19 protein-coding genes and 1 pseudogene are annotated in these 22,401 nt (G+C 73.3%); 15 read left to right on the top strand and 5 right to left on the bottom strand.

Annotated elements, in window-relative coordinates:
• Positions 1–90 precede the first annotated feature (90 nt).
• Both AC07DW_RS11910 and AC07DW_RS11905 read right to left on the bottom strand, forming a co-directional pair.
• Entirely contained in the window at positions 91–789 is a 699-nt protein-coding gene (locus AC07DW_RS11910) for a hypothetical protein (RefSeq protein ID WP_478857513.1), read from the bottom strand.
• Between the two features lie 175 nt (positions 790–964).
• A complete protein-coding gene (locus AC07DW_RS11905) occupies positions 965–1,135 on the bottom strand; it encodes a hypothetical protein (RefSeq protein ID WP_478857512.1) in 171 nt (56 codons plus the stop codon).
• 164 nt (positions 1,136–1,299) lie between these two features.
• Between AC07DW_RS11905 and AC07DW_RS11900 the strand changes: the two genes are divergently transcribed.
• Positions 1,300–2,187, top strand: a complete 888-nt coding sequence (locus AC07DW_RS11900) for an alpha/beta fold hydrolase (RefSeq protein ID WP_478857511.1) — start codon at positions 1,300–1,302, stop codon at positions 2,185–2,187.
• A gap of 126 nt (positions 2,188–2,313) precedes the next feature.
• Here the strand turns inward: AC07DW_RS11900 and AC07DW_RS11895 are convergent, their stop codons facing one another.
• The gene (locus AC07DW_RS11895) at positions 2,314–3,135 is read right to left on the bottom strand and encodes an NAD(P)H-binding protein (protein ID WP_478857510.1); all 822 of its coding nucleotides are present in this window, start codon (positions 3,133–3,135) and stop codon (positions 2,314–2,316) included.
• A 90-nt stretch (positions 3,136–3,225) separates the two neighbouring features.
• On the opposite strand from AC07DW_RS11895, the gene AC07DW_RS11890 reads away from it, so the two are divergent.
• From AC07DW_RS11890 to AC07DW_RS11840, 11 genes and pseudogenes are all read left to right on the top strand, one after another.
• Positions 3,226–3,648 carry a winged helix-turn-helix transcriptional regulator gene (locus AC07DW_RS11890; protein ID WP_478857509.1) on the top strand — a complete coding sequence of 141 codons (423 nt, stop codon included), beginning with the start codon at positions 3,226–3,228 and terminating at the stop codon, positions 3,646–3,648.
• Positions 3,649–4,002: 354 nt separating this feature from the next.
• On the top strand, positions 4,003–4,431 hold the full coding sequence (locus AC07DW_RS11885) for a hypothetical protein (protein WP_478857508.1): 429 nt from the start codon (positions 4,003–4,005) through the stop codon (positions 4,429–4,431).
• Positions 4,425–4,658, top strand: coding sequence for a helix-turn-helix transcriptional regulator (locus AC07DW_RS11880; protein WP_478857507.1), 234 nt, complete (start codon positions 4,425–4,427; stop codon positions 4,656–4,658). The genes AC07DW_RS11885 and AC07DW_RS11880 overlap by 7 nt, the downstream gene beginning before the upstream one ends.
• Positions 4,655–5,632 (top strand): NAD(P)-dependent alcohol dehydrogenase, encoded by a 978-nt coding sequence (locus tag AC07DW_RS11875; RefSeq protein ID WP_478857506.1) that lies wholly within the window; start codon positions 4,655–4,657, stop codon positions 5,630–5,632. Before AC07DW_RS11880 ends, AC07DW_RS11875 begins: the two co-directional genes overlap by 4 nt.
• 269 nt (positions 5,633–5,901) lie before the next feature.
• Positions 5,902–6,640, top strand: a pseudogene (locus AC07DW_RS11870) (class I SAM-dependent methyltransferase).
• Between the two features lie 175 nt (positions 6,641–6,815).
• Positions 6,816–7,700 (top strand): SCO6745 family protein, encoded by an 885-nt coding sequence (locus AC07DW_RS11865; protein WP_478857505.1) that lies wholly within the window; start codon positions 6,816–6,818, stop codon positions 7,698–7,700.
• A 677-nt stretch (positions 7,701–8,377) separates the two neighbouring features.
• Entirely contained in the window at positions 8,378–8,605 is a 228-nt protein-coding gene (locus AC07DW_RS11860; protein ID WP_478857504.1) for a hypothetical protein, read from the top strand.
• Between the two features lie 450 nt (positions 8,606–9,055).
• Positions 9,056–13,471 carry a non-ribosomal peptide synthetase gene (locus AC07DW_RS11855; protein WP_478857503.1) on the top strand — a complete coding sequence of 1,472 codons (4,416 nt, stop codon included), beginning with the start codon at positions 9,056–9,058 and terminating at the stop codon, positions 13,469–13,471.
• Positions 13,468–13,785, top strand: a complete 318-nt coding sequence (locus tag AC07DW_RS11850; RefSeq protein WP_478857502.1) for an acyl carrier protein — start codon at positions 13,468–13,470, stop codon at positions 13,783–13,785. Before AC07DW_RS11855 ends, AC07DW_RS11850 begins: the two co-directional genes overlap by 4 nt.
• Positions 13,786–13,792: 7 nt before the next feature.
• Positions 13,793–14,557, top strand: coding sequence for a thioesterase II family protein (locus AC07DW_RS11845; protein WP_478857501.1), 765 nt, complete (start codon positions 13,793–13,795; stop codon positions 14,555–14,557).
• Positions 14,551–15,168, top strand: coding sequence for a LysE family translocator (locus tag AC07DW_RS11840; protein WP_478857500.1), 618 nt, complete (start codon positions 14,551–14,553; stop codon positions 15,166–15,168). Before AC07DW_RS11845 ends, AC07DW_RS11840 begins: the two co-directional genes overlap by 7 nt.
• Positions 15,169–15,882: 714 nt before the next feature.
• On the opposite strand, the gene AC07DW_RS11835 is transcribed toward AC07DW_RS11840, so the two are convergent.
• Positions 15,883–17,286: a cytochrome P450 gene (locus AC07DW_RS11835; protein WP_478857499.1), complete on the bottom strand. Its 1,404-nt coding sequence runs from the start codon at positions 17,284–17,286 to the stop codon at positions 15,883–15,885.
• A gap of 260 nt (positions 17,287–17,546) precedes the next feature.
• Between AC07DW_RS11835 and AC07DW_RS11830 the strand changes: the two genes are divergently transcribed.
• On the top strand, positions 17,547–18,905 hold the full coding sequence (locus tag AC07DW_RS11830) for a cytochrome P450 (RefSeq protein ID WP_478857498.1): 1,359 nt from the start codon (positions 17,547–17,549) through the stop codon (positions 18,903–18,905).
• Between the two features lie 51 nt (positions 18,906–18,956).
• Here the strand turns inward: AC07DW_RS11830 and AC07DW_RS11825 are convergent, their stop codons facing one another.
• Positions 18,957–20,060: a selina-4(15),7(11)-diene synthase gene (locus tag AC07DW_RS11825; protein ID WP_478857497.1), complete on the bottom strand. Its 1,104-nt coding sequence runs from the start codon at positions 20,058–20,060 to the stop codon at positions 18,957–18,959.
• A 278-nt stretch (positions 20,061–20,338) separates the two neighbouring features.
• Here AC07DW_RS11825 and AC07DW_RS11820 point away from each other — a divergent pair, with 278 nt between their 5' ends.
• Together AC07DW_RS11820 and AC07DW_RS11815 are read left to right on the top strand one after the other, a co-directional pair.
• A complete protein-coding gene (locus AC07DW_RS11820; protein WP_478857496.1) occupies positions 20,339–20,554 on the top strand; it encodes a hypothetical protein in 216 nt (71 codons plus the stop codon).
• A gap of 405 nt (positions 20,555–20,959) precedes the next feature.
• Positions 20,960–22,401 (top strand): pre-toxin TG domain-containing protein (locus AC07DW_RS11815; protein ID WP_478857495.1); only part of this gene is annotated, 1,442 nt, incomplete at its 3' end.

The following is a 22,401-nucleotide window of genomic DNA, read 5'->3' as shown; positions in this document are numbered from 1 at the left end:
GGGCGTGCCCGTCAGGACGAGCACATGAGCGGCCAGGACAGGAGCCGTCCCGGCCGATCGGTGCCCGGCTCCCGGAGCGCACGGGACGCTTCAGTCGCCCGCCACGACGGTGAAGCTTGCGGAGGCGGATCCCTGCTCACCCCAGTCGGTGGTGACGTCGGCCGTCAGGCGGTAGGAGCCCACCTCGTCCAGGCTGTCGCCGAAGTTGAACAGAGTGCTGCTCGGGGGCCGGCAGCGGCCGCTGGTGTCGGTCTGTACGACCGCGCCGTCACGGGTGAGGGTCCACTGGACGTAGCAGCCGGTGTCGATGCGCCCGGTTCGGTCGTAGACCTCGGTGTTCGCCCCCGGTGTGGCACCGCGCCGGTAGCTGCCGGACCCGACCCGACCGCGGTCGCCCAGGTCGATCGAGACGTTGAGCGGTCCCGAGTGCTCCGGGCCGCCGGCCCCGGAATCCGCCGGGTCGTCGGGCTCGTCGGCGGGAGCCGCGCTGTCCGGCGGGTCGTCGCGTACCGGCGGCTCCGGTCGCGGGGTCGCGGACCGGGGCGGTGCGTCGTCACCGGGCGGTGCGGGCGTCGTGGCCGGGGTGTCCGGACGGGGCGCCGTGTCCGAGGGCGCGGGTGGCGCGGCGTCCTGCCGGGTCCCGGGCACGTCCGCCTGGCCGGGGGCGCTGAAGAAGGTGCTCCAGTACGGGGGGAGGAGGCCGAACGCCGCCACCACGAGCCCCAGTACACCGACCACCATCATCGTGGTCGCCCAGTTCTTACCGGCGGAGGAGTTCTCCGATGACATAGCGGCCCCCTTGCTCACGCCCCCCGCGCACGGCTCCACGGGTCCCGCCCAAAGCCGCGCCGTGTCCCGGCCCGCTGCCCCCTGGGCCGGGCCCCCAGTGTAGGAGCGGCGCAGGGGGCCGGCCGGGGTTCCCGGAAACTGGTCCGGCGCCGGACCGTCCCGCGCCGGCGCCGGCTCAGCGGCGGCGGGAGCGCCAGGAGGTACCGACGCCCGCGACGTGCAGTGCCAGCAGCGTCAGCCCCAGCAGCATGACGTTGCCCGAGGTGAACACGTCGTTCGTACCGATGTCGGCGGCGTTGATGAGGAAGGCGATGAAGAACAGGACGGCGGCGGCTGTGCCCAGCATGGGACGACTCCTCTGTACGGAGGGGGTGGACGGTCTCGGTGCAACGGTTCGTGTGCCCCGGGGTCCCGTTCGCAGACATGTTCGGCCTGTCGTCGCCGACCGATGAGTTCCGGCGCCGAGCCGAGTCTTCCGATGCAGTGGTTCACCCTTGTGAGGAGACGGACATGGCCGAGACCGACACCCGCACCCTGGACGCGCCCGGCGCGACGCTCACCTACGACGTACGGCACCCGGACGGTGGCGGCGACACCGGCGGCCGTCCGCTGCTGCTGATCGGCTCGCCGATGGACGCGACCGGGTTCGGCACCCTCGCCGCGCACTTCGCCGACCGCACCGTCGTGACCTACGACCCGCGGGGCACGGGCCGCAGCCCGCGTACCGACGGCGCCGCGCGGACGGCCCCCGAGGAGCACGCCGACGACGTGCGGCGGGTGATCGAGGCGGTCGGGCGCGGCCCGGTCGACCTGTTCGCCAGCAGCGGCGGTGCCGTGAACGCGCTCGCCCTGGTGGCCCGGCACGGTGAGCTGGTCGCGACGCTCGTCGCCCACGAGCCGCCCGCGGCAGCGGTGCTGCCCGACCGTGAGGCCGTCCTCGGGGTCTGCGAGGACATCCACGCCACCTATCTCCGGCAGGGCATGGGGCCCGCGATGGCCAAATTCCTCGTGGCCGCGGGCCGCAAGGGCCTCTTCCCCGACGACTGGCGCGACGAACCGGCCCCGGACCCGGCGGCCTTCGGGCTGCCGGCCGCGACCGAGGACGACGGCTCGCGGGACGACCCGCTGCTGGGGCAGAACATGCTCGGCTGCACGGGCTTCCGGCCCGACACGGCCGCGCTGACGGCCGCACCGACCCGGGTGGTCGTGGCGGCGGGCAAGGAGTCGGAGGGGGAGTTCCCGGCCAGGGCGGCGGCGGAGATCGCGCGGCGGCTGAGCACCGCCCTGACTCTCTTCCCGAGCCACCACGGCGGCTTCCTCGGCGGCGAGTACGGGCAGCGGGGCGCCCCGGAGGAGTTCGCCCGCACCCTCCGCGAGGTGCTGGCGGACGCGGGCTGAGGCGCACCGCCCCGGCGGCCGGCAGCCCGCCCGCGCCGCCCGCCGCCGGGGCGTGTCCGCACAGCCTCAGTGTTTGAGGCCCTCAGCCTGCCCGTCGGGCGGACGCCGGTGTTTTCCGGTCCCTCCCTAGGCGTCCGCTTCCCGCCGAGCGGCGGAGGCCGCCGCGACGGCCGTGGCCAGCGGGTCGCGGGGCTGGCGGTCGAGGAGACCGGCGAGGTCGGGCGAGGTGCCGTCCAGGAAGCCGTGCCGGACGCCCGTGGCGATCGAGGCCAGCATCGGCGGCTGGAACGGCAGCAACCCCGACGCCCCGTCGAGGAGCCGGCGCCGGTACTCGCCCAGGCCGATGGTGCGGTGGGGGACCCCGAGCCGGGCGGCCACCTGCCCCGCCGTGATCGGTGTGCCGACGAGGTCGTGCACGCGTCCGCCGTGCCGCGCCGGGTCCGCCGCGACGACCGCCGCGGCCTCGGCGAGGTCCTCTCGCGCGACCGCGGCCAGGGCGCCGCCGCCGAACGCGGACTCCACGCCGTCGCCGGACCACATCAGCAGGGCGCCGAAGAGTTCGGCGTACAGGCCGTTGCGCAGGATCGTCCACGGCAATCCGCTCGCGCGCACCAGGCGTTCGGTGGCCCGGTGCGCGAGCGCGAAACCGAGGTGGTCACCGGCGCCGGTCAGGCTCGTGTAGACGACGTGGCGGACGCCGTCTCTGACGGCCGCGTCCAGCACCGCCGCGTGCCGTCCCACGACCCGGTCGTCCTCGGCCTGACCGGCGGAGACCAGCACCAGGGTGGACACACCGGTGAGGTCGAGGTGCGCGTCGTCGTCGAAGTCGAGGCGCCGCATCCCCTCGCCCGGGGTCCTGCTGCCGCCCGTCGCGACGTCGCCGCGAGCGCGCAGCGCAGCGAGAGTGGCCGAGCCGAGGCGCCCGTTCGCTCCGGTCACCAAGATCATGTCGATCGCCGTCTTCCGTGGTGGTGGTTCTCATCCGTAACTACGCTTGATCCTCGAACCCGCGCCCACCCGCCACAAGAAGGCAGTTCGATGTCACTCACGCACACCGGGGTAACCACCACCCCCGCCGATCTCGACCCCTGCGGACGCGAGGATCACCCCGACTGCGGCATCCGTGACGTCCTGGACCGGATCGGCGACAAGTGGTCGGTACTCGTGATCGTCGAACTCGCGGGAGGGCCGCGCCGGTTCCGCGCGCTTCAGCGTGCCATCGACGGAATCTCCCAGCGCATGCTCACCCTCACCGTGCGGAGGCTCGAACGCGACGGCCTCGTGCTGCGCACCGTGTACCCGACCGTCCCCGCCCAGGTCGACTACCGTCTGACGGAGACCGGGGCGGGTCTCACCCACCTGGTCAAGGCGCTGGCCGACTGGTCCCTCGCCCACCGCGCCGACATCGCCGGGTCACGGGACGCCTACGACCGCGCCCACCCCGATCACGACATCCGCTGAGGAGCCCGACGCCGCGCCCGGAGGGGCGGGCGACGGCCTCCGCCACCCGCGCGGGGCGGCGCGAAGCCCGACCGCCGGTGCGCCGACTCGCGTCCGCCGGTGCGCCACGTCGCGGTACGGGCGGCGGGACGGCGACCGGGAAGGCCGCCGCCGCCCGCACGGTCCGCTGTCGGTTTCGGCCGGGCGCACTCTCCGCGCAACTCCAGTACGGCGCAGGTGTCACCGCCGCCGGCGCGTGAGGCAGCCATGCCGGACGGAGCCGGGCACGAGGATCCCATGTAAAGGATCCTTGACATGAGGTAAAGCCCTGCTTACCTTCGCAGTGTCAAGGATTCTTTACATGGGGGAGTCGGTGTGTCCATCGAGGAGAAACGTGCCTGGAGCATGGGGCTGGTCGCGATCGCGGCCTACGCGGCGTACGTCGTCGTGGTCCTCGGCCGGGCGGGGAACGCGCCACTCGCCGATGTGGCGTACGTGCCGGTGATGTCGTGCGCCATCGCCGCCGCGATCGGGGCGGGCATCGTGATCCACATGGTGATGGACGGCGCCACGCCCAGGAGCGAGCGCGGGACCGATGAGCGCGACCGGCAGATCGGCCGGTTCGGCGACCACGCGGGCCAGTCGTTCCTCGTGGTCGGCGGGGTCGCCGCGCTGGTGATGGCGATGGCGGAGGTGCGGCACTTCTGGATCGCCAACGCCGTCTACCTGGCCTTCGTGCTCTCGGCCGTGCTCGGTTCCACCGCCAGAGTCGTCGCCTACCGCCGGGGCTTCCAGCCGTGGTGAAGCCGACCAGGATCACCAACAGCATCCGCGCCCTCCGCTTCGCGCACGGGGAGATGACACAGGCGGAACTGGCCGAGCGCATCGGTGTGACCCGTCAGACGGTCATCGCCATCGAGAAGGGCCGCTACTCGCCCTCCCTCGACATGGCCTTCCAGATCGCCCGGGTCTTCGAGGTCCGGCTCGACGAGGTCTTCCAGTATCCGGCAGGCGAAGGCGAGGGGTCATGAAGGCGATCACCCAGGACACGTACGGTTCGGCCGACGTGCTGCAACTCCGGGACGTCGAAAAGCCGGTGCCCGGCGACGACGAGGTGCTCATACAGGTGCACGCGGCCGGTGTCGACGCCGGGGTGTGGCACCTGATGGCCGGGCTGCCCTACCCGGTGCGCCTCGGATTCGGCCTCCGGGCGCCCAGAACGCCCGTCCCGGGCCTGGACCTCGCCGGCCGGGTCGAGGCAGTGGGATGCGAGGTGACCCGGTTCAGGCCGGGCGACGAGGTGTTCGGCATCGGACGCGGCTCCTGGGCCGAGTACGCCTGCGCCCCGGAGGCGAAGCTGGCGCCCAAGCCGCGTGGCCTCACCTTCGAGCAGGCGGCGGCCGTACCCGTCTCCGCCCTGACCGCTCTCCAGGCCCTGCGGGACCAGGGGCGGGTGCGGCCTGGCGACAGGGTCCTCGTCATCGGGGCCTCCGGCGGGGTCGGGACGTACGCGGTGCAACTGGCCAAGGCGTTCGGCGCCGAGGTCACCGGTGTGTCCGGCACGGCCAAGACCGGCCTGGTGAGCGCCATCGGTGCCGACCACGTCCTCGACCACACCCGTGAGGACATCACGGAGGGGACGCGCCGCTACGACCTCGTCCTCGACATCGCGGGCAACCGCCCCCTGTCCCGGCTGCGCCGGGTAATCACCCCCACGGGCACCCTGGTGCTCGTCGGCGGCGAGGACGGCGGCCGGTGGACCGGAGGCATGGGCCGCTCGCTGGGGGCGGTGCTGTTGTCCCCCTTCACCCGCCAACGACTGCGTGCCCTGCTCTCGGCGGAACGCCACGAGGACCTGCTCGTGCTGGCCGACCTCATCGAGTCCGGCAGGGTGACGCCCGTCGTCGGCCGTACCTACCCGCTGGGTGAGGCGCCCGACGCCATCCGCTGCCTCCGCGGGGGCGGCGTGCACGGCAAGGCCGTCATCGCCGTGCGCCCCGGATGACCGAGACGGTCGTGGGGGGGCGTCTCGGTGGTGCGGTCACCGGAGGCTGACGTACCGCTTCCCCGCCCGCGCTTGCGGCGGCCCGCCCCGACAGGGGTGTTGGGCGATGGGTGGGTCACCGGCCGACTTCTTCGTGTCATCCGACGGTACGGCGGCCGCCCGGGCGCGGAGGAGACTTCCTCCCACGACCGCCACCCCGGCGGACCTCCGGAGCCGGAGGGCGCCGGCGTGGCCATCGGACAGGACGAGGCAACAGAAGGGGGCGGCACATGAGCGTGCGGCAGTACGACGAGATCGGCGAGGCCTTCGAGGGGTTCAAGGCCCTGCCGTTGATGCGCTACGGGGAGGTACCGAGCTTCCTGGGCATGGTCGGGGACGTACGCGGCAAGTCGGTCCTCGACCTGGCGTGCGGCACCGGCTTCTACAGCAGGGCGTTCAAGCGGCGCGGCGCCACGGAGGTCTTCGGCGTCGACATCTCCGTCGAGATGATCGCCGCCGCGCGGGAGTTCGAGCGGAGGGACCCGCTGGGTGTGCGCTACGAGGTCGGCGACGTGACGGAGCTGCGGCCTCTCGACCGCCGCTTCGACATCGCGTTGGGTGTGCAGTGCCTACGCCGAGGACGTCGCGGCGATGGAGCGGATGTGCCGCAACATCCACCGGAGCCTGGTGCCGGGTGGTGAGTTCTTCGTGCTCGCCCAGAAGCCCGACTACCGGTTCGACTGCGCGTCCCTGGAGGACTACGGGTTCCGCTGCGAACCGACCGGCGAGGAGCGCGAGACGGGTCCGCAGGTGCGGGTCACCGCCTACCTCGACCCGCAGCCGATCAGCATCGTCGCCACGGCCCCGCGCCGCGAGGTCTACGAGCAGTGTCTGCGGGCGGCCGGGTTCGGCGGCCTGGAGTGGGTTCCGCTGCGGGTGTCCGCGGCCGGTGTCCGTGAGTTCGGCGGCGACTTCTGGGCGGACCTCCTCGCGAACCCGCCGCTGGAGATGCTGCGCTGCCGCGCCTGACCTGCGGGCCGGCCGCCTCGTGCGGCCGGGTGCGGTTCGGGGCGCCCGGGGTGCGGTCGCGTGCGGCGTAGGTGACCGCACCCGCGCCGTCGTCCGGGGCCCCGGGTCCGGGCCCCGTGCCGCAGCGCCCCTGACGCCTGGCGCGGCAGTGGGAGCGGGGCCCAGAATGCGGGGCATGGAAGCCGTCACGGACACCGCCGCCGCCTCTTCGCCCGAACACACCGCCCGCCTTCTGTGGACGCTGGCCGAACCGGTGCACGCGGTCACGTACTTCGCCCCCGAGTGCCTCGCCGCGTTCGAGGAGGCGGGGCTGCGCGGCTTCTGGCGCGGCTACTTCGCCGGGCGGGCCGCTCCGTTGGGCGCGGTGGGGCCCGCACCGGTCACGGCCGCGTTCTTCTCGTTCGCGCCCGGGATGGTGGCGCGGGCCCTGCCGGCCGTCTGGGACACCGTCGCCCCGGAGCAGGTGCTGAGCGTCCGGAGCGCCGGGGCCAGGGCGGCCCTCGCCCGGCTGTCGGCGGGCCGGGAGCGGGAGGTGGAGCACGCGGCGGCGCTGCTGGTTCGGTACGTGGACGGCCTCGACTGCGCCGGCCGTCCGCTCACCGCGGTGAACGCGGCGCTGCCGGCCCCCGGGGACCCGCACGCCCTGCTGTGGCACGCGGCGACCGTGCTGCGCGAACACCGGGGCGACGGGCACGTGGCCGCCCTGGTCGCGGCGGGCCTGGACGGCTGCGAGGTGCTGGTCCTGCGGGCGGGCATCGACCTGCCGCGCGCCGAGCTGCAACCGTACCGGGGCTGGACGGACGCCGAATGGGCCGCCGCAGCCGCGCGGCTGGCCGGGCGCGGCCTGCTGGACGCCGCGACCGGGCGGGCGACGGAGGCCGGGCGCCGGGTCCACGCGTCCGCCGAGGCGGCGACCGACCGCGCGGCGGCCCGGCCCTGGCAGGGCGTACCCGCGCGGGAGGTCGCCCGGCTGGTGTCGGCGCTGACCCCGCTGTCGGAGTCCTGCGCGACCGCGCTGCGCTTCCCGAACCCCATCGGGCTGCCCGACCGCCGGGCCTGACGCGCCTGGCGCCGCACCCCCCGGGCGTACCCGAAGGCACACGAAGAACGTCCGTTCATCGTCCCGTCTCCCTTCCGGCCGGTCGACGCGGCCGGAACCGACGCTACGGGCCGGTCGTCCGACCGGCTCCCCCCCCCGTGCGCCGGACGGATGGCCCCCACCCCGGCGTCGTGGGAAAGCCCCCGGCCGGCGTGGCGTCCCGGCTGCCGCTGGGCACCGCACTGCCCGCCGGCGCCGGGGACGCCGTCCTGTCCCTCGCCCTCGACAAGGACGCGGCACCCTGTACGCGGCGGGTGAGCACGTACCCGGCCGGACCTCCGCCGTCGAGCCCGGCCGGGCCGTCACGGAGGTGTGCCGCCGCGCCGGCGGCCCCCCACGCCCAGCGGAGTGGCGGACGCACTTCCCGGACATCCGCCAACGGCGGGTCTGCTGAACGCCCCGGCCGCACGGCACGGCCGAAGCGGCGCGGCGACGCGGTGCAGCCGGTGGCGCGGCCACACGGGGCCCCGCACGCCCGTGCGAGGATCGGGCCGGGTGCGCGGGACGTTTCCGGGAGGTGGGCGTGAACTGCCAGAGGTGCGGGGCGGCGGCGTTGCAGCAGGGTTCGGGCTGGGTCTGCAGTCAAGGCTGCGGTTGGTCGTCGGCAGTGCCGGGGCCGGCGGGTCTAGGCTCGGGTGATGACCAGCAAGTGGCCACCGGAACAGGAGTCGGACATGACCGCGTCCGCGGCGCAGACGCCTGAGATCACGACGACCGAGTGCCGGGCGTGCGGCGCGGCGGTGTCCGGCCTGGACGGCCGGTACGCGTGCGGGGTGTGCGGCTGGGTGAACGCCTGGTCCGAGGGGCACAGCGCGCTGCCCACGGCCGAACAGGACCCGGACTACCCGGGTTCCGCCAAGGCGTAGCCGGCCTCGCGGACGAGCACGCGGTTTTCTTTCCCACGGGCCGAACCACCGCCGTGGCCCGCCGCATTCGAGCCATCCAGCATGTGCGGGGAATATTCGCCTCCGAAAGAAAAGGCTCTGGCGGAGAGGTATTCCACCGGAAAATCGAAGGAAACGTTCCGGCCGATCCGTCCAAACGTGAGCATCATCACGGTGGACCGGTCGGGCCCCGGTGGTTCTAATTGGCGGGCCCATGCGGACCCCCGGTCCGTAAGGGGCTCCACGGGGGACTGCGAGGGGGTCATCGAACCGGAAGGGCCGTGCCGATCCGAAGGCGGCCGCGTCGCGCCGCCGGCGCCTTCCGCAGGAGCAATTGTACGTGCTTCTTCAACTCTCCCGGCTTCAACGAACGCTATCTGGGCCGCACGAGCTCCGCCAAGATCCGGCGGAGCTCGACTGAGAGGGACAACAATGACGGACAACAGTCGCGCGAACCGGTCACCCCGGGACGACGACCGGTTCGAGAAGTTCCCGCTGACGGAGATCCAGTACGCCTATTGGGTCGGCCGGGGCTCCAACTTCGTCCTGGGCAACGTGGCGCCGCACGCCTATTTCGAACTCGAGGGACGACGACTCGACCCCGACGTGCTCTCACGCTCCTGGCGGACCCTCATCGAACGCCACGACATGCTCCGCGCGGTCGTGGACGAGGACGGCCGGCAACACGTGCTCCCCTCGGTCCCGGAGTTCCGGGTGCGATGTACCGACCTGCGGTCGGCCCCGCCGGACGAGGCGGAACGGACCCTGACCGCTATACGCGACGAGATGTCCCACCACGTCTACACGGCCGCCGACTGGCCGCTGTTCGACATCCGTCTCTCACGGCTCCCCGAGCACGACCGGCTGCACGTCAGTCTGGACCTCCTCATGGTCGACCTGGCCAGCCTCACCCTGCTGTTCAGCGAGTGGAGCGCGCTGTGCCAGGACCCCGCCCTCGAACTGCCGCCCGTGGACGTGACGTTCCGCGCATACGCGCTGGCTCTCGAACGCGGCTCCCGGGCACCCCGCCACCGCAACGCCCTCGACTACTGGACCTCGCGCGCCGCGACACTCGCCCCGCCGCCGGACCTGCCGCTCGCCAAGTCGCCCGTCAGCGTGCACAAACCGCGCTTCACGCACCGCGAGTACCACCTCCCCGAGGCCGACTGGAAGCGGCTCCAGGAGCGCTGCGAGGAACGCGGCCTGACACCGACCGCCGTCCTCGCCGCCGTCTTCTCCGAGGTCCTCGCCGTCTGGAGCGGCACACGGCGCTTCACCCTCAACCTCACCCTCTTCAACCGCCTGCCGCTGCTCCTGGAGCGGAACGCGGCGGGCAAGCGGATCGTCCACCCGCACCTGCGCCGCATGGTCGGCGACTTCACCTCCATATGCCTGCTGGAGATGGACGCGGCGGCGGGACGCTCGCTCACCGAGCGCGCCGAGGCCACTCAGACCCAGTTGCAGAAGGACCTGCGGCACCGGCAGGTCAGCGCGTTGCAGACACTCCGCGAACGCCGCAGGCTCGGGCTGCAGAGCGGCTTCGAGACGATGCCCGTGGTGTTCACCAGCGGACTCGGCACCGCGGCGGACGTGTCGGGCGCGATGGCGTACTTCGGTGACATCTCGTACCGGGTCAGCCAGACGCCGCAGGTGTGGCTCGACCACCAGGTGGTCGACTTCACCGGGTCCCTCGACCTGACCTGGGACTGCGTCGAGGAACTCTTCCCCGAGGGCCTCCTCGACGACATGTTCGCCACCTACTGCGGAACGGTCGCCCGGCTGGCCTGCGAGGACACGCCGTGGGGCGAGGAACTGGGCGTCACACTCCCCGGGCACCAGCTGACGGCCCGCGAGCGGGCCAACGCCACGCACGGCCCGCGCCCACAAGGGCTGCTCCACGAGCCGTTCCTCGACCACGCCGCCGCCCACCCCGAGCGGCCCGCGGTGCTGACCGCCACCCGCGAGGTCACCTACGGCGAACTCGCCGCCCGCGCCGACGCCGTACGGCACGGGATCGCGACCGCGGCCGGCGACGACCTCCGGGACCGCCTCGTCGGCATCGTCCTCGACAAGGGGCCCGAGCAGGTCGCCGCGGCGTACGGCGTGATGATGGCGGGTGCCGCGTACCTCCCGGTCGGCACCACCCTCCCGGCCCGGCGCCGGGCCCGTATCCTCGGCGACGGCGCGGCGGCCGGCATCGTCACCGACAGCGCCCTGGACGCCGCCCTGGAGTGGCCCGACGGCGTACCGCGCGTCCTCGCCGACCGGACGGCCAACCCGCCCCGGCCGGGTGACGGCGTCAGCCGTCCCTCGGGGCCCGCCCACCCCGGCGACCTCGCCTACGTCCTGTACACCTCGGGCTCCACGGGCACCCCGAAGGGCGTCATGATCGAGCACGGCGCCGTGCTCAACACCGTCACCGACATCAACGAGCGCTTCGGCGTCGGGCCCGCGGACCGGGTCTTCGGCATCGCCGACCTCGGGTTCGACCTGTCCGTGTACGACGTGTTCGGCACGCACGCCGCGGGCGCCACGCTCGTCCTGCCCGACCCGGACATGCGCTCGGAGCCGGCCCACTGGGCGAAGGTCATGACGCAGCACGGCGTCACCGTCTGGAACTCCGTACCGGCGCAGATGCAGATGCTGGTCGAGCACCTGGAGGCGGGCGGGGAGGTCCCGGACCGGCTGCGGCTGGTGCTGCTCAGCGGCGACTGGATCCCGGTCGACCTGCCCCGCCGCATCCGCGACCTGTGGCCGGACGCCGACGTCGTCAGCCTCGGCGGCGCCACGGAGGCATCCATCTGGTCCATCCACCACCGCGTGGACGAGGTGCCCCGGGGAGCCAGGAGCGTGCCGTACGGAGTACCGCTGCGCAACCAGACCTTCCACGTGCTGGACGAGCGGATGGAACCGTGCCCGGTGTGGACCGCCGGCCAGCTGTACATCGGCGGCGCCGGCCTCGCGCGCGGCTACTGGGGCGACGAGGAGCGCACCGCGGCGAGCTTCGTGCGCCACCCGCGCACCGGCGAACGCCTCTACCGCACGGGCGACTTCGGGCGCTACACCGCCGACGGGACCATCGAGTTCCTCGGCCGCAGGGACGGTCAGGTCAAGATCAACGGGCATCGGGTCGAACTCGGCGAGATCGAGGCGACGCTGTCCCAGCACCCGGGCGTGGACGCCTCGGTGGTGGTCAAGACGGCCGACGGCGCCGGCACCGCCCGGCTGCACGGATACATCGTGCCCTCGCCCCGCGACGAGACGCTGTTCGTGTCCGAGCGGGCGGAGCCCGCGACGAGCCGGGAACGCTGGCGGGCCGTCCGCTCGGCGGGCGACCGGCCCGGCGACGGCCCTGGTCCCGAGGCGCTGCGCTCCGCGTGGGACGTACTCGACGAGGTGTACACCGCCGCGACCGCCGCGGCCTTCCGCTCCTTCGGCCTGCCGCACACCCCCGGCGCCGCCTTCGACCCGGCCGCGCTGCGCGGTGCCGGCGTCGCCCCCCGGTACGAACGCTGGCTGGCGCGTGCCGTCGCCGGCCTGGAGGAGACCGGTCACCTGCGACCCGGCCCCGCCGGACCGACCGTGGCGCGTGAGCTGCCCGCCGCCCTCCCGCCGGAGCTGAAGGCACGGGCGCGCGGCGTCCTGAAGGAGGTGCTGGGCATCGAGCAGGACGTCACCGACTGGATGCTCTCCCTCGCCGACGGCCTGGCCGGCGTGCTCACCCAGAGCGTCCACTCGGCGGAGCTGTACGCCTCGGACCGTACGCCCGGCGTCTACGACCGGCTCTTCGGCCCCACGTACGCGGCGGCCGCCCGGGCCGTCGCCGCGTACGCCGGCAGCCTGCCCGCCGACCGCCCCCTGAAGGCCATGGAGGTGGGCGCCGGCTACGGGTCACTGACCCGGCACCTGCTGCCGCTGCTGCCGCCCGACCGCACCGAGTACCTCTTCACGGACATCTCGCGCTACTTCACCGACCGGGCCCGCGGCCAGTTCGCCGACCACCCCGCGCTGCGGTACGACCTGTTCGACCTCGACCTCCCGCCCGCCGTCCAGGGGTTCGGCGACCGGACGGCGGACCTGATCATCGCGGCGAGCGTGCTGCACGACATGCGGCGGATCCGGCCCACGCTGAGGAACCTGAGGTCCCTGACGGCGCCGGGCGGCATCCTGCTGATGGTCGAACAGACCACCTTCCACCCCTGGTTCGACCTCGTCATGGGCCTGCAGCAGGGCTTCGACAACTTCGAGGACACCGAACTGCGCACCCGCCACTGCCTGCTGTCCCGCGAGCAGTGGCGCGCCGAACTCGCCGCCGCCGGCTTCGACCGCGCCGAGGTGCTCACCACCCGGGGCGGCCCGGCCTCCGTCGGCTTCGACGTCATCGTCGCGCAGGCCCCGGACACGCGCCGCCGGTTCGCGCCCGAGGCGCTGCGCGACTTCGCCGCCGAGCGTCTGCCCCGGCACATGGTCCCGGCACGGATCCTGGCCCTGGACGAACTGCCGCTGTCCGCCACCGGAAAGGTGGACCGCGCCGCGCTCGCCAAGGCGGGCGCGCGGAGCGTCTCACGGGGCCGGCCGGCCAAGCCGCCACGCACGGACCGGCAGCGCAAGCTCGTCGAGATCTGGCGGGAGGTGCTCGGGCTGACCCAGGTGGACCTGGACGACGACTTCCTCGACGCGGGCGGCGACTCGCTGCTCGCCGCGCGGCTCGTCACGCACCTGCAGACCGCGTTCGACGTCACCGTGCCGGTCGGCACGGTCCTCCAGTACACGACGGTGGAGGCGCTCGACGGCTACCTCGAGCAGCTTCTCGGACCGTCCGAGCTCATGCCCGGGGAGAAGCGATGAACCAGATACCGGCGTCAACCGCGAGCCCGCTCGCCAGGACGGACCAGCAGGCGGCGCCGGGCCGCCCGGCCGCCGGGGCGGTCACCGGATGGGTCGTGGCCTTCCTCGCGGAGATCCTCGACGTCCCGCCCGACGAGATCGACTCGGCCACGCCGCTCGACGAGCTGGGGGTCGATTCGGCCACCACGCTCGTGCTGTGCGCCGGACTCGCCGCCCGCTTCGGCATTCCGGTACGCCCGCGGGACGTCCTCGACCACTTCACGGCGGACGCCCTGGGCCGACACCTGGCGGCTGTGCCGCCCGCGGGGATGTGAGCCCGCCATGACCGACGCCATACCGCCCCGCTGGACCCTCGGCGGGGCACCCCGGCCGGCCGCCCCCCAGCTGTACTGCTTCCCGCACGGGGGCGGTTCGGCCGCCGAGTACCTGCGCTGGGCACGGGACCTGCCGAACGCCGAGATCCACGCCGTGCAGTCGCCCGGCCGGGGCTCGCGGATCGACGAACCGGTGCTCACGTCGATGGACGCGCTCGTCGAGGCGTTCCTCGCAGGGGCCGGACCGTTCCGGGAGCCCTTCGTCTTCTTCGGCCACAGTTTCGGCTCGCTCCTCGCGTTCGAGACCACCCGGGCGCTGCGGGCGGCCGGGCGGCCGCTCCCCGCGCACCTCGTCGTCTCGGGCTACCCCGCCCCCCACCTGCCCCGGGCCGCATCGCGGCTGCACCGGCTGGGGGACCGGGAGCTGATGGAGACCGTCGCCGGGCTGCACGGCGGCATCCCCGAGGAGGTGATGGCCTGTGAGGAACTGGTCGTGCTCGCCGCACGCGCTCTGCGCGCCGACTACCAGGCGCTGGAGACGTACGTCCACCGCCCGCAGGAGCCCCTGTCGGTGCCCATCACCGTGCTGGGCGGCACGGAGGACCGGGTCACCGCCGAGAGGCTGGAGGCCTGGCGGGAGGTGACGGACGCCGAGGTGACGGTACGGCGGTTCCCCGGCGGCCACTTCTACCTGTGGGAGAGGCCGGCGCCCGTACTGCGGGCGCTGGCCGGCGCGCTCGGTTCGGTGACCGCGCGGGAGACCACGTGCTGACCTTCGCGGCCGCCTCACTGGTACTGATCATGATTCCGGGGCCGGACCAGGCGCTGATCACCCGCAGCGCGCTGGCCGGCGGGCGCACAGCGGGCCTGCTCACCATGGTGGGCGGCGTCCTCGGCCTGGTCGTCCACGTCGGGGCCGCCGTGCTCGGCATCTCGGCGGTGCTGATCGCCTCGGCGACCGCGTTCACCGTGCTCAAGGTCGTCGGAGCGGTCTACCTCGTCTGGATGGGCGTCACGACCCTGCGCGGTGCCCGCCGGACGCTGCGGGAAGAGCCCGGCGAGGAGGCACCGGAACCGGACGCCGCCGTCGGCCGGTACGTCCGGTACGGCTTCCTCTCCAACGCCCTCAACCCGAAGGTCGCGCTCTTCTTCGTGACCTTCCTGCCGCAGTTCCTGCCGGCGACCGGGAACGTGCTGCCGCGCGCGATGGCGCTCTCGCTGGTGTTCGCCGCCCTCTACCTGCTGTGGTTCAGCCTGTACGTGGTCACGGTCGACCGGCTCGGCAAGGTGCTGCGCAGACCACGGGTGCGGGCCCGTGTCGAGCAGGTCACCGGCGTGCTCCTGATCGGCTTCGCGGTCCGGCTGGCCCTCCAGTCCCCCTGAAGGCGGCCCTCGCCGCGCCGGGCAGGGGGTACGGGCGCGCCGAGCCGGGCCGTCGTCTTCCCGTCCATACGTACTTCTCCCCATGGCCCCGACCCCCCGGTCGGGGCCATAGTCGAGCAGCGGCGGACCGACGACCTGAAGTCCGCCGCGCGAGGGGGAGACCGTGTTCCGGAGAACAACGGCCTGTGAAGCCGTGCCCGGCGGCATGACGCCGTGGCACAGCCCCCGTACGGGTACGGGGGCGCGATCACCGCGTCACCGTGCTGAACGGGGTTGAGCACGGTGGCGCGGTGCGTCGACCCTTCGCGCGCCTGACCGCCGCACGGGCGGCACGCGTGCGTACGTGCCCCGCGCGCGGGAGCGGCCACCCGGTGCCGACCGGTGAGCCCCCGCGCGCGAGGGGGCTGCGGCCGGCGACCTGGCATCCGAGGCCAGGCAGGCGGCGGGGCGCCGACGCCCGCCCGCCCGGGCCTCGTGGCGGTGTTCCTGGCCGTCGTCCTCGTGAGGGCCGCCGTCGACCGGTTGGCGGCCCACCGCTGGGTCCTCCGGGTCTCGTCGTACCCGCGTCGTCGACCGCCGCGCCCCGGCCCGCGTGGGCGTCCGGCCCGCGCCCCCTGGGGGAGCTGCTCCGGGCCGTTCCGCCGGCCCGCGGACCGAAACCGCCCGGTCCTGATTCCCCGGCAGGGGGCCACGGCGCCGGCGCCCGCCGGTGGGCTACCGGGGCCGGAACCACCGGCCGCGGGACGGTGCCCGCCGCGCCGGGGCCGCGCCGGGCGGGGCCAGGGCCGGAGCCGTGTCGGGCCGCGCCGGGGCCGCGTCGGGCCGCGCGACGCCCACCGTCACCCTCGGCCGGTGCTGGGGCGTGAACGTGACGGGCAGGCCGGTCAGCCGGCGCGACATCCACGTACCCACCACCTGCAACTCGTCGTCCGTGACGGACAGCCGGAGGTCGGGGATCCGTTCCAGCAGCAGGTCGATGCCTGTTTCCGCGATGGCGCGGCCGAGGTCCTGACCGGGGCACTCATGCGGTCCCGCACCGAAGGAGAGGTGGGAGCGGTTGCCGTGCATGGGCACCGTGAGGTCCGGTCGGATCCCCGGATCGACGTTGCCGGCCGCGAGGCCGAGCATCACCATGTCGCCCGTCATGATGCGCTTGCCGCCCAGCTGGGTGTCGCCCGTCGCCCACCGGGTCGGCACCACCGAGAGCGGCGGGTGATCCCACAGGACGTGGTCCAGCGCGTCGGGCAGGGTCATCTGCCCGCCGGACAGGTGACCGCGGAAGCGCTGGTCGGTCAGAACCATGCGCAGCGTGTTGGCGATCAGGTTGGCGGTGGGCTCCAGCGCGGCGACGAGCGCCAGGCGCAGGTGCTCACGGACCTCCTCCTCGGTCAGCCCGGAGGGGTGCAGCAGCAGCCAGCTGGCCAGGTCGTCACCGGGCCGTTGCTTCTTCTCCCGCACCAGTTCGTCCATCATCCCGACGACGAGCCGGTTGCTCCGGAGGGCCGACTCCCCGCCAGCGACCATGTCGCTCACGGCCGCGCCCACGGCCAGGGCGTCCTCCTCCCGGATGCCGAACTGCTGGCAGACGACCAGCGCCGGGAGCTTCCTCGCGAAATCGGCCACGAGATCGGCCCGTCCGGCACCGGCGAAGTCGTCGAGGAGGCGGGTCGTGTAGCGCGTGATGTACCTGCGCAGCCGGTGCCGGTTGACCCGGGCCAGGCTTTCCGTCACGGCCTGCCGGAGACGGGCGTGCTCCGTGCCGTCGGTCAGGGCGACCAGCGGCTGCCAGGCGGTGATGGGCAGGAGGGGCGAGTCCGCGGACAGGGAGCCTTCGCGGATGGCGTGCCAGTGCCGGGAGTCGGAGGAGAAGCGCGGCGAACGCATCACCTCCAGGTTCTCCCGGTGACCCAGGACCAGCCAGGCCGGAACGCCCCCGTACAGCAGCACGGGCGCCACTGCCCCGTGCTCCTCGCGGAGCTGCTCGTACAGGGCGTAGGGCTGCGCCTCCGCCTCCGGGCCGTACAGCGGGCGAAGGCCGCCGGCGGCCCGGGCGTGCGCCGGGCAGCCGACGGGGGCCGCCGCGGTGGAGCCGGTCGGGGCATGGGGAGGGGTGGTCACGTGGCCTCCGGGCAGCGGCGGGCGGCTCGGACGGCGCCCGCACCGGGATGACGAAAGGTCAATGATCCGCAGCTTACTGTCACCGTGCACCTGCCAAGCAGGCGGCCCCCGTCCCAAGTGGGGTAGAGCGCGTGGAGACTTGGGTACCGATGATCTTGCTTGGGGACATGGCGCCGCGCACCCGCGCGGCTCCGCCCTCGCTCCGGCTGCCGGCCGGGAGCTCCGTCCGGCGGCCGGACCCCCGCCTGAGAGGATTCCGCATGTCGCACGTCGCTGAGCTGCGGCCTATCGCGTCCGTTCCCCGCGTTCCCGGAGCGGTACCGCTCCTCGGTCACGCCCTCGCGCTGTGGCGCGACCCCCTGGGCTTCCTGTCCTCCCTGCGGCAGTACGGCGACCTGATACGCGTGGACCTGGGCACGATGCCCATGTACGTGGTGACCACGCCCGATCTGGTGCACGAGGTGACGGTCCGGCAGGCCGGGAAGTTCGAGAAGGGCCGCTTCTTCGACCGGCTGCGGCCCCTGGCCGGGAACGGGCTCGCCAACTCGGACGGCGAGCTGCACAGGAAGCACCGCCGGATGATCCAGCCCATGTTCTCCCGGGAGCGCATCGCCGGCTACTCCGAGATCATGAGCGACAACGCCCGAACCCTCGCGGACTCCTGGGCGCCGGGAGACGTCATCGACCTGGAACCGGCCATGGCCGGGTACGCGGTCGAGACCCTGGCGCGCACGCTGTTCTCCACCGACATCGGCCTCCCGGCCGTCGACGCCGTGCGCAAGAACCTGCCGGTGCTGCTGACCAACCTCCTCGTACGCGCCGCCTCCCCGAAGCTGCTCGACCGGCTGCCCATCCCCGCCAACCGCCGGTTCGACCGGGCGGCGGCCGGGCTGCGCGCGGTGATCGACGAGGTGGTGGCCACCTCGCGGGCGGCCGGGGCCACGGACCACGACGACCTGCTGTCACTGCTCCTGGCCGCCCGGGACGAGGAGAGCGGCACCCGTATGTCGGACGTCCAAGTGCGGGACGAGCTGGCCACCATCCTGTTCGCGGGCGCCGAGACCACGGCGGCCACCCTCGCGTGGGCCTTCCACGAGCTGGCCGCCCGCCCCGACGTGGAGGAGGACCTGGTCGCCGAGATCCACCGGGTCGTCGGTGACGGACCGGTCACCGCGCTGCACGTCCCCGAACTGAGGGGCATCCGCAGGGTGATCGACGAGGTCGTCCGGCTGCACGGCGTCACGCTGTTGATGCGGCGGACCACCGAGCCCGTCACCCTGGGCGGGGTGGACATGCCGGCCGGCACCGAAGTGGCGTTCAGCCTGTACGCGCTGCACCGCGATCCCGGGCTGTACGAGAACGCCGACCGCTTCGACCCCGACAGATGGCTGCCCGAACGGCAGGCCGAGGGCCCGGGCCGCCGTGCGTACATCCCCTTCGGGGCCGGGAACCGCAAGTGCATCGGCGACCTGTTCGTCTGGACCGAGGCGACCATCGCCGTCGCGACCATTCTCCGCCAGTGGCGGCTCGTCCCCGTGGCGGGGCACACGCCCCGAGAGGTCGCGTCGGCGGTCGCGCACGCCGACCGCATCCCCATGACCGTGGTCGCCCGCCGGTGACCGCGTTACGGCGCGGCGCGCGCGGAGCCGGGCCCGCGCGGGGCGCGCGGGTCAGGCGGTGCCGACCAGCCGTCCCCCGCCCGGCCGGGGCGCCACCGGGCGCTCCGCCGGGGCCGGGCCCTGGGGCACCACGTCCCACCACCAGCAGACCGCGTCGATGGGCAGTGGCTCCCGGCTGTCGTCGGTGGGGGTGTCCGTGAACGCGACGGGCAGCCCCGCCGGGTCGTCCGGCGTCGTGTAGCGGACGGAGCTGATGCCCCAGTCCTGCGAACCGCGGACGAAGTCGCGCAGCCCCGCCATGTACTGCCGTATCTGGGGACTGCCCGCCGCGGAGAGGTGATCGGCGAGCCGGACGAAGGCGAGCAGGACACGGTCGCGCTGGGCGATGGCCGTACGCATCGCCTCCCTCTGGGTGAGGCCGCCCTCCTCCAGGACCCGCAGCACGTTGAGGAAGTAGCCGCCCGCGCCCCGCTCCTTGTGGTCGGACAGGATGTCGTTGTCCCAGGTGATGACGAACGAGGCCATCTCCTCGGCGGCGCGCACCGCCCGGTGGTCGCGCTCGTACGGCTGCAGTTCGTACCCGTGCGCCATCTCCAGCAGGGGGAAGACCACCGTGGTCGCGCCGTCGTACAGCCGCATCAGGGTGTAGTCCGAGAGGCCGGGCACGGTCCCGGCGCCGCGGTGGGACGCCTCCCACACCACCGAGAAGAAGTACTCCCGCAGGTGGGACACCCACCGCGCGGCCTGGCCAGCCGTGCCGTACTCGTCGACCCGGGCCCGCAGGTCGCGCAGGCCGTCGGCCAGCGGGTCGTCGAGCAGCACGGGCGCCTCCGGGTTCTGCGCGACCCGCAGCAGGCGGTGAAGCGTTTCCGCGAGGTCTCCCGGGCGCCGGCCGAGTTCCGCCTCCTCGCAGCAGCCGTCGTCGACACCGAACAACCACAGGACGAAGTCGGCCATCAGCTGCACCACTTCCTCGCGTCCGGTCGGCATGACGCGCGCGGCGAACGAGCCGATCGCGTGCTGGACGAGCCGCCGGCGCAGCTCGTCGGACCCGATCCGGTGTGCCTCGGCCCACGCCGTCGTGCGCGCCTCGACGTCGGGATGGCGCGGATGGATGGCGGGCGGTATGGGGGAGAAGAGCGGCGGAACTATCACGGGTGGGGGTCTCCATCTGTCGCGGGTGGCGCGGCAACGCGCCGGCTCGGCGTGCTTCGTACTCCCGTTCCGGTGTCTCATCCGTGATCATCCGGTACGACGGATGGCCTGATCCAGTAGGACTATCCACCGCATATGCGCCCAGGTGCTCCGTGAACCGGTCGAAGCCGCTGCGGTCGCAGGCGCTCCGGCCGGCGCGGTGACGACCACGCGCGGCCTGGTCCGTGCGGCGTCCGCCGGGTAGCGTGACGCCACGATCTACGGAGGGGGCGGTGTCCGTGGGGCTGTTGATCGGTGCGGGAGCCGTGGTGGCCGTGCTGGCCGCCGTACTCGTCCGGCGGGACCGCGGGCCCCGTACGGAGAACCTGGACGGCCAACTCGTCGAGCGGGACGCGAGCACGCGGCTCCAGCGGCACCGCGCGGAGGCGCGAGCCGCCGAAGGAGCCGAGATCCAGGCGCTCCTGGAGCGGCGCAGGGGCCGGGACCGCCACTGAGCGGCCGTACGACGGCACGGCACGGGCGGGGCGAGCAGCGCGGCCGGGCGGCGCCTCCGCAGCGGCCGTTACGGCGCCACGCCTTGCCGCCGCCGTAGCGGCCGGAAAGCACCGCGCCCGGTCGCCGCCGTGGCAGCGGACAACGCCGCGCGTGGCCGCCGCCGTTGCCGTCCGTCCACAGCCGTGGGGTGCCGTCACCGGTGGTCGGGGCGGTGCGGCCGTCCGGCCGCTCCCGGGCATCGTCCCCGGATGATCGAGCGGTCCGCCGAGGCCTTATGCTACTCATCGGTAATCGGGGGGTCACCGCGTCCACGACGCGTCGCGTCCCCCTGGGGGAACACAGGGCGCCGGGCGCGCCGGACCGACCATCCGGTGGAGCGCCGCGCCCTCCGGCACGGGACGTACATGTACCACTATTCGAGACTGCGGGGCGTCTCCTTCCTCCTCCTGCTCAGCCTCTTCGTGACGCTGGGCATGGGGAAGGACAGCGCGCTCGCCGCACAGAGCATCCAGCTCGTCGCCACGGAGAAGAAGCTCGCCCGCGCGGAGGCCGAACTCGACGCCGACCGGCTCGCCTCCGTGGTCAGGGAAACCGCCGCCCTCTCCGGCTGCGGCAAGCTGCCCCTCCTGGAGAAGCCCGCCTGCTACCGCGACTTCGCCGGCAAGGCCGTGAAAGTCGGCGCGGGCATCGGCCTGTTCGCGTACGGCATCCACTACCTCCACAAGGACACCGTCGAGCACTTCGGCACGGTGAAGAAGGAGATCGCCGGACTCGAGCAACTGAAGGAGGCCCTCAAGCAGGACCCGACCACCATCGCGGACCCCGAGTACCGCAAGAAGGTCGAGGGCCAGATCCGGGCGGTCGCCGCCGGCGCCCAGTCCGACATCGACAAGCTGATCAAGGACGTCCTGGAGACGATCGAGACCATCCTGGTCATGATCCAGCTGACGCTGATGCTGATCCAGCTGGTCCTGATGCTGGCGAAGATCGTCGGTGACCCGAAGTTCCAGGCGGCGGTCGACGGCGTCAAGGGCAGCCTCGCCGGCATCAACAAGGCGCTCGACGACATCAACGCGGGCTTCGCGCAGATGAACCGCGGGCTGAACACGATGAACGACGCCGTCGACGACATCAACCGCTCGCTCGACGACATGAACAGGTCCATCGCCAAGGCCAACAAGGGCATGGACCAGCTCAACCAGGGTGTCGGCGAAGCCAACAAGGCCCTCGACGACATGAACAAGGTCGTCCCCGGCATCAAGAAGGCCGCCGAGAAGCTCCGCGAGGTGCCCGCCTTCGAGTTCGACTTCTCCGACCTCGGCAAGACCTGGAGCGACGGCTCCTCCGGCCTGGACAGCGAGGAGCAGCAGCGCCGCATGTCGGTCCTGCTCGGCCTGCTGCCGGGCATCGGGGACGGCAAGGGCATCGTCGAGGCCGTCACCGGCAAGGACCTGGTGACCGGCGAGCACCTCAGCGGCTTCGACCGGGGTCTCGGCTCCCTGGCCGTGCTGCGCTGGCTCAAGCTCGGCGGCAAGCTCGTCCCGGACGACATCCGGGGCGCGCGCAAGGGCGACGTCGTCTTCGAGTGCAACAGCTTCCCGGCCGGCACGCCGGTGCTGATGTCGGACGGCTCGCACAAGGCGATCGAGGACGTGCGCGCCGGTGACCTCGTCCTGGCCACCGACCCGGGTGGCGAGGCCGAGCTGACGCTGCCCCGGCCGGTCCTCTCGGTGCCGTTCACCTCCTCGTATACGGACAAGGCGTTCGTCCGCCTGACCGTCGCCGCCGGCGAGGGGGACTCCCGCCGGGTGGGCACCGTCACCTCCACCGAGAACCACCGGTACTG

The organism is Streptomyces sp. NPDC045701 (assembly GCF_056432045.1).
This window is presented reverse-complemented; position numbering and strand designations above follow the sequence as displayed.

Coding starts and splice junctions, on each gene's coding strand:
- AC07DW_RS11910 (WP_478857513.1), bottom strand. CDS start 789: ATGTCATCGGAGAACTCCTCCGCCGGTAAGAACTGGGCGACCACGATG.
- AC07DW_RS11905 (WP_478857512.1), bottom strand. CDS start 1,135: ATGCTGGGCACAGCCGCCGCCGTCCTGTTCTTCATCGCCTTCCTCATC.
- AC07DW_RS11855 (WP_478857503.1), top strand. CDS start 9,056: ATGACGGACAACAGTCGCGCGAACCGGTCACCCCGGGACGACGACCGG.
- AC07DW_RS11895 (WP_478857510.1), bottom strand. CDS start 3,135: ATGATCTTGGTGACCGGAGCGAACGGGCGCCTCGGCTCGGCCACTCTC.
- AC07DW_RS11850 (WP_478857502.1), top strand. CDS start 13,468: ATGAACCAGATACCGGCGTCAACCGCGAGCCCGCTCGCCAGGACGGAC.
- AC07DW_RS11875 (WP_478857506.1), top strand. CDS start 4,655: ATGAAGGCGATCACCCAGGACACGTACGGTTCGGCCGACGTGCTGCAA.
- AC07DW_RS11865 (WP_478857505.1), top strand. CDS start 6,816: ATGGAAGCCGTCACGGACACCGCCGCCGCCTCTTCGCCCGAACACACC.
- AC07DW_RS11860 (WP_478857504.1), top strand. CDS start 8,378: ATGACCAGCAAGTGGCCACCGGAACAGGAGTCGGACATGACCGCGTCC.
- AC07DW_RS11830 (WP_478857498.1), top strand. CDS start 17,547: ATGTCGCACGTCGCTGAGCTGCGGCCTATCGCGTCCGTTCCCCGCGTT.
- AC07DW_RS11890 (WP_478857509.1), top strand. CDS start 3,226: ATGTCACTCACGCACACCGGGGTAACCACCACCCCCGCCGATCTCGAC.
- AC07DW_RS11900 (WP_478857511.1), top strand. CDS start 1,300: ATGGCCGAGACCGACACCCGCACCCTGGACGCGCCCGGCGCGACGCTC.
- AC07DW_RS11845 (WP_478857501.1), top strand. CDS start 13,793: ATGACCGACGCCATACCGCCCCGCTGGACCCTCGGCGGGGCACCCCGG.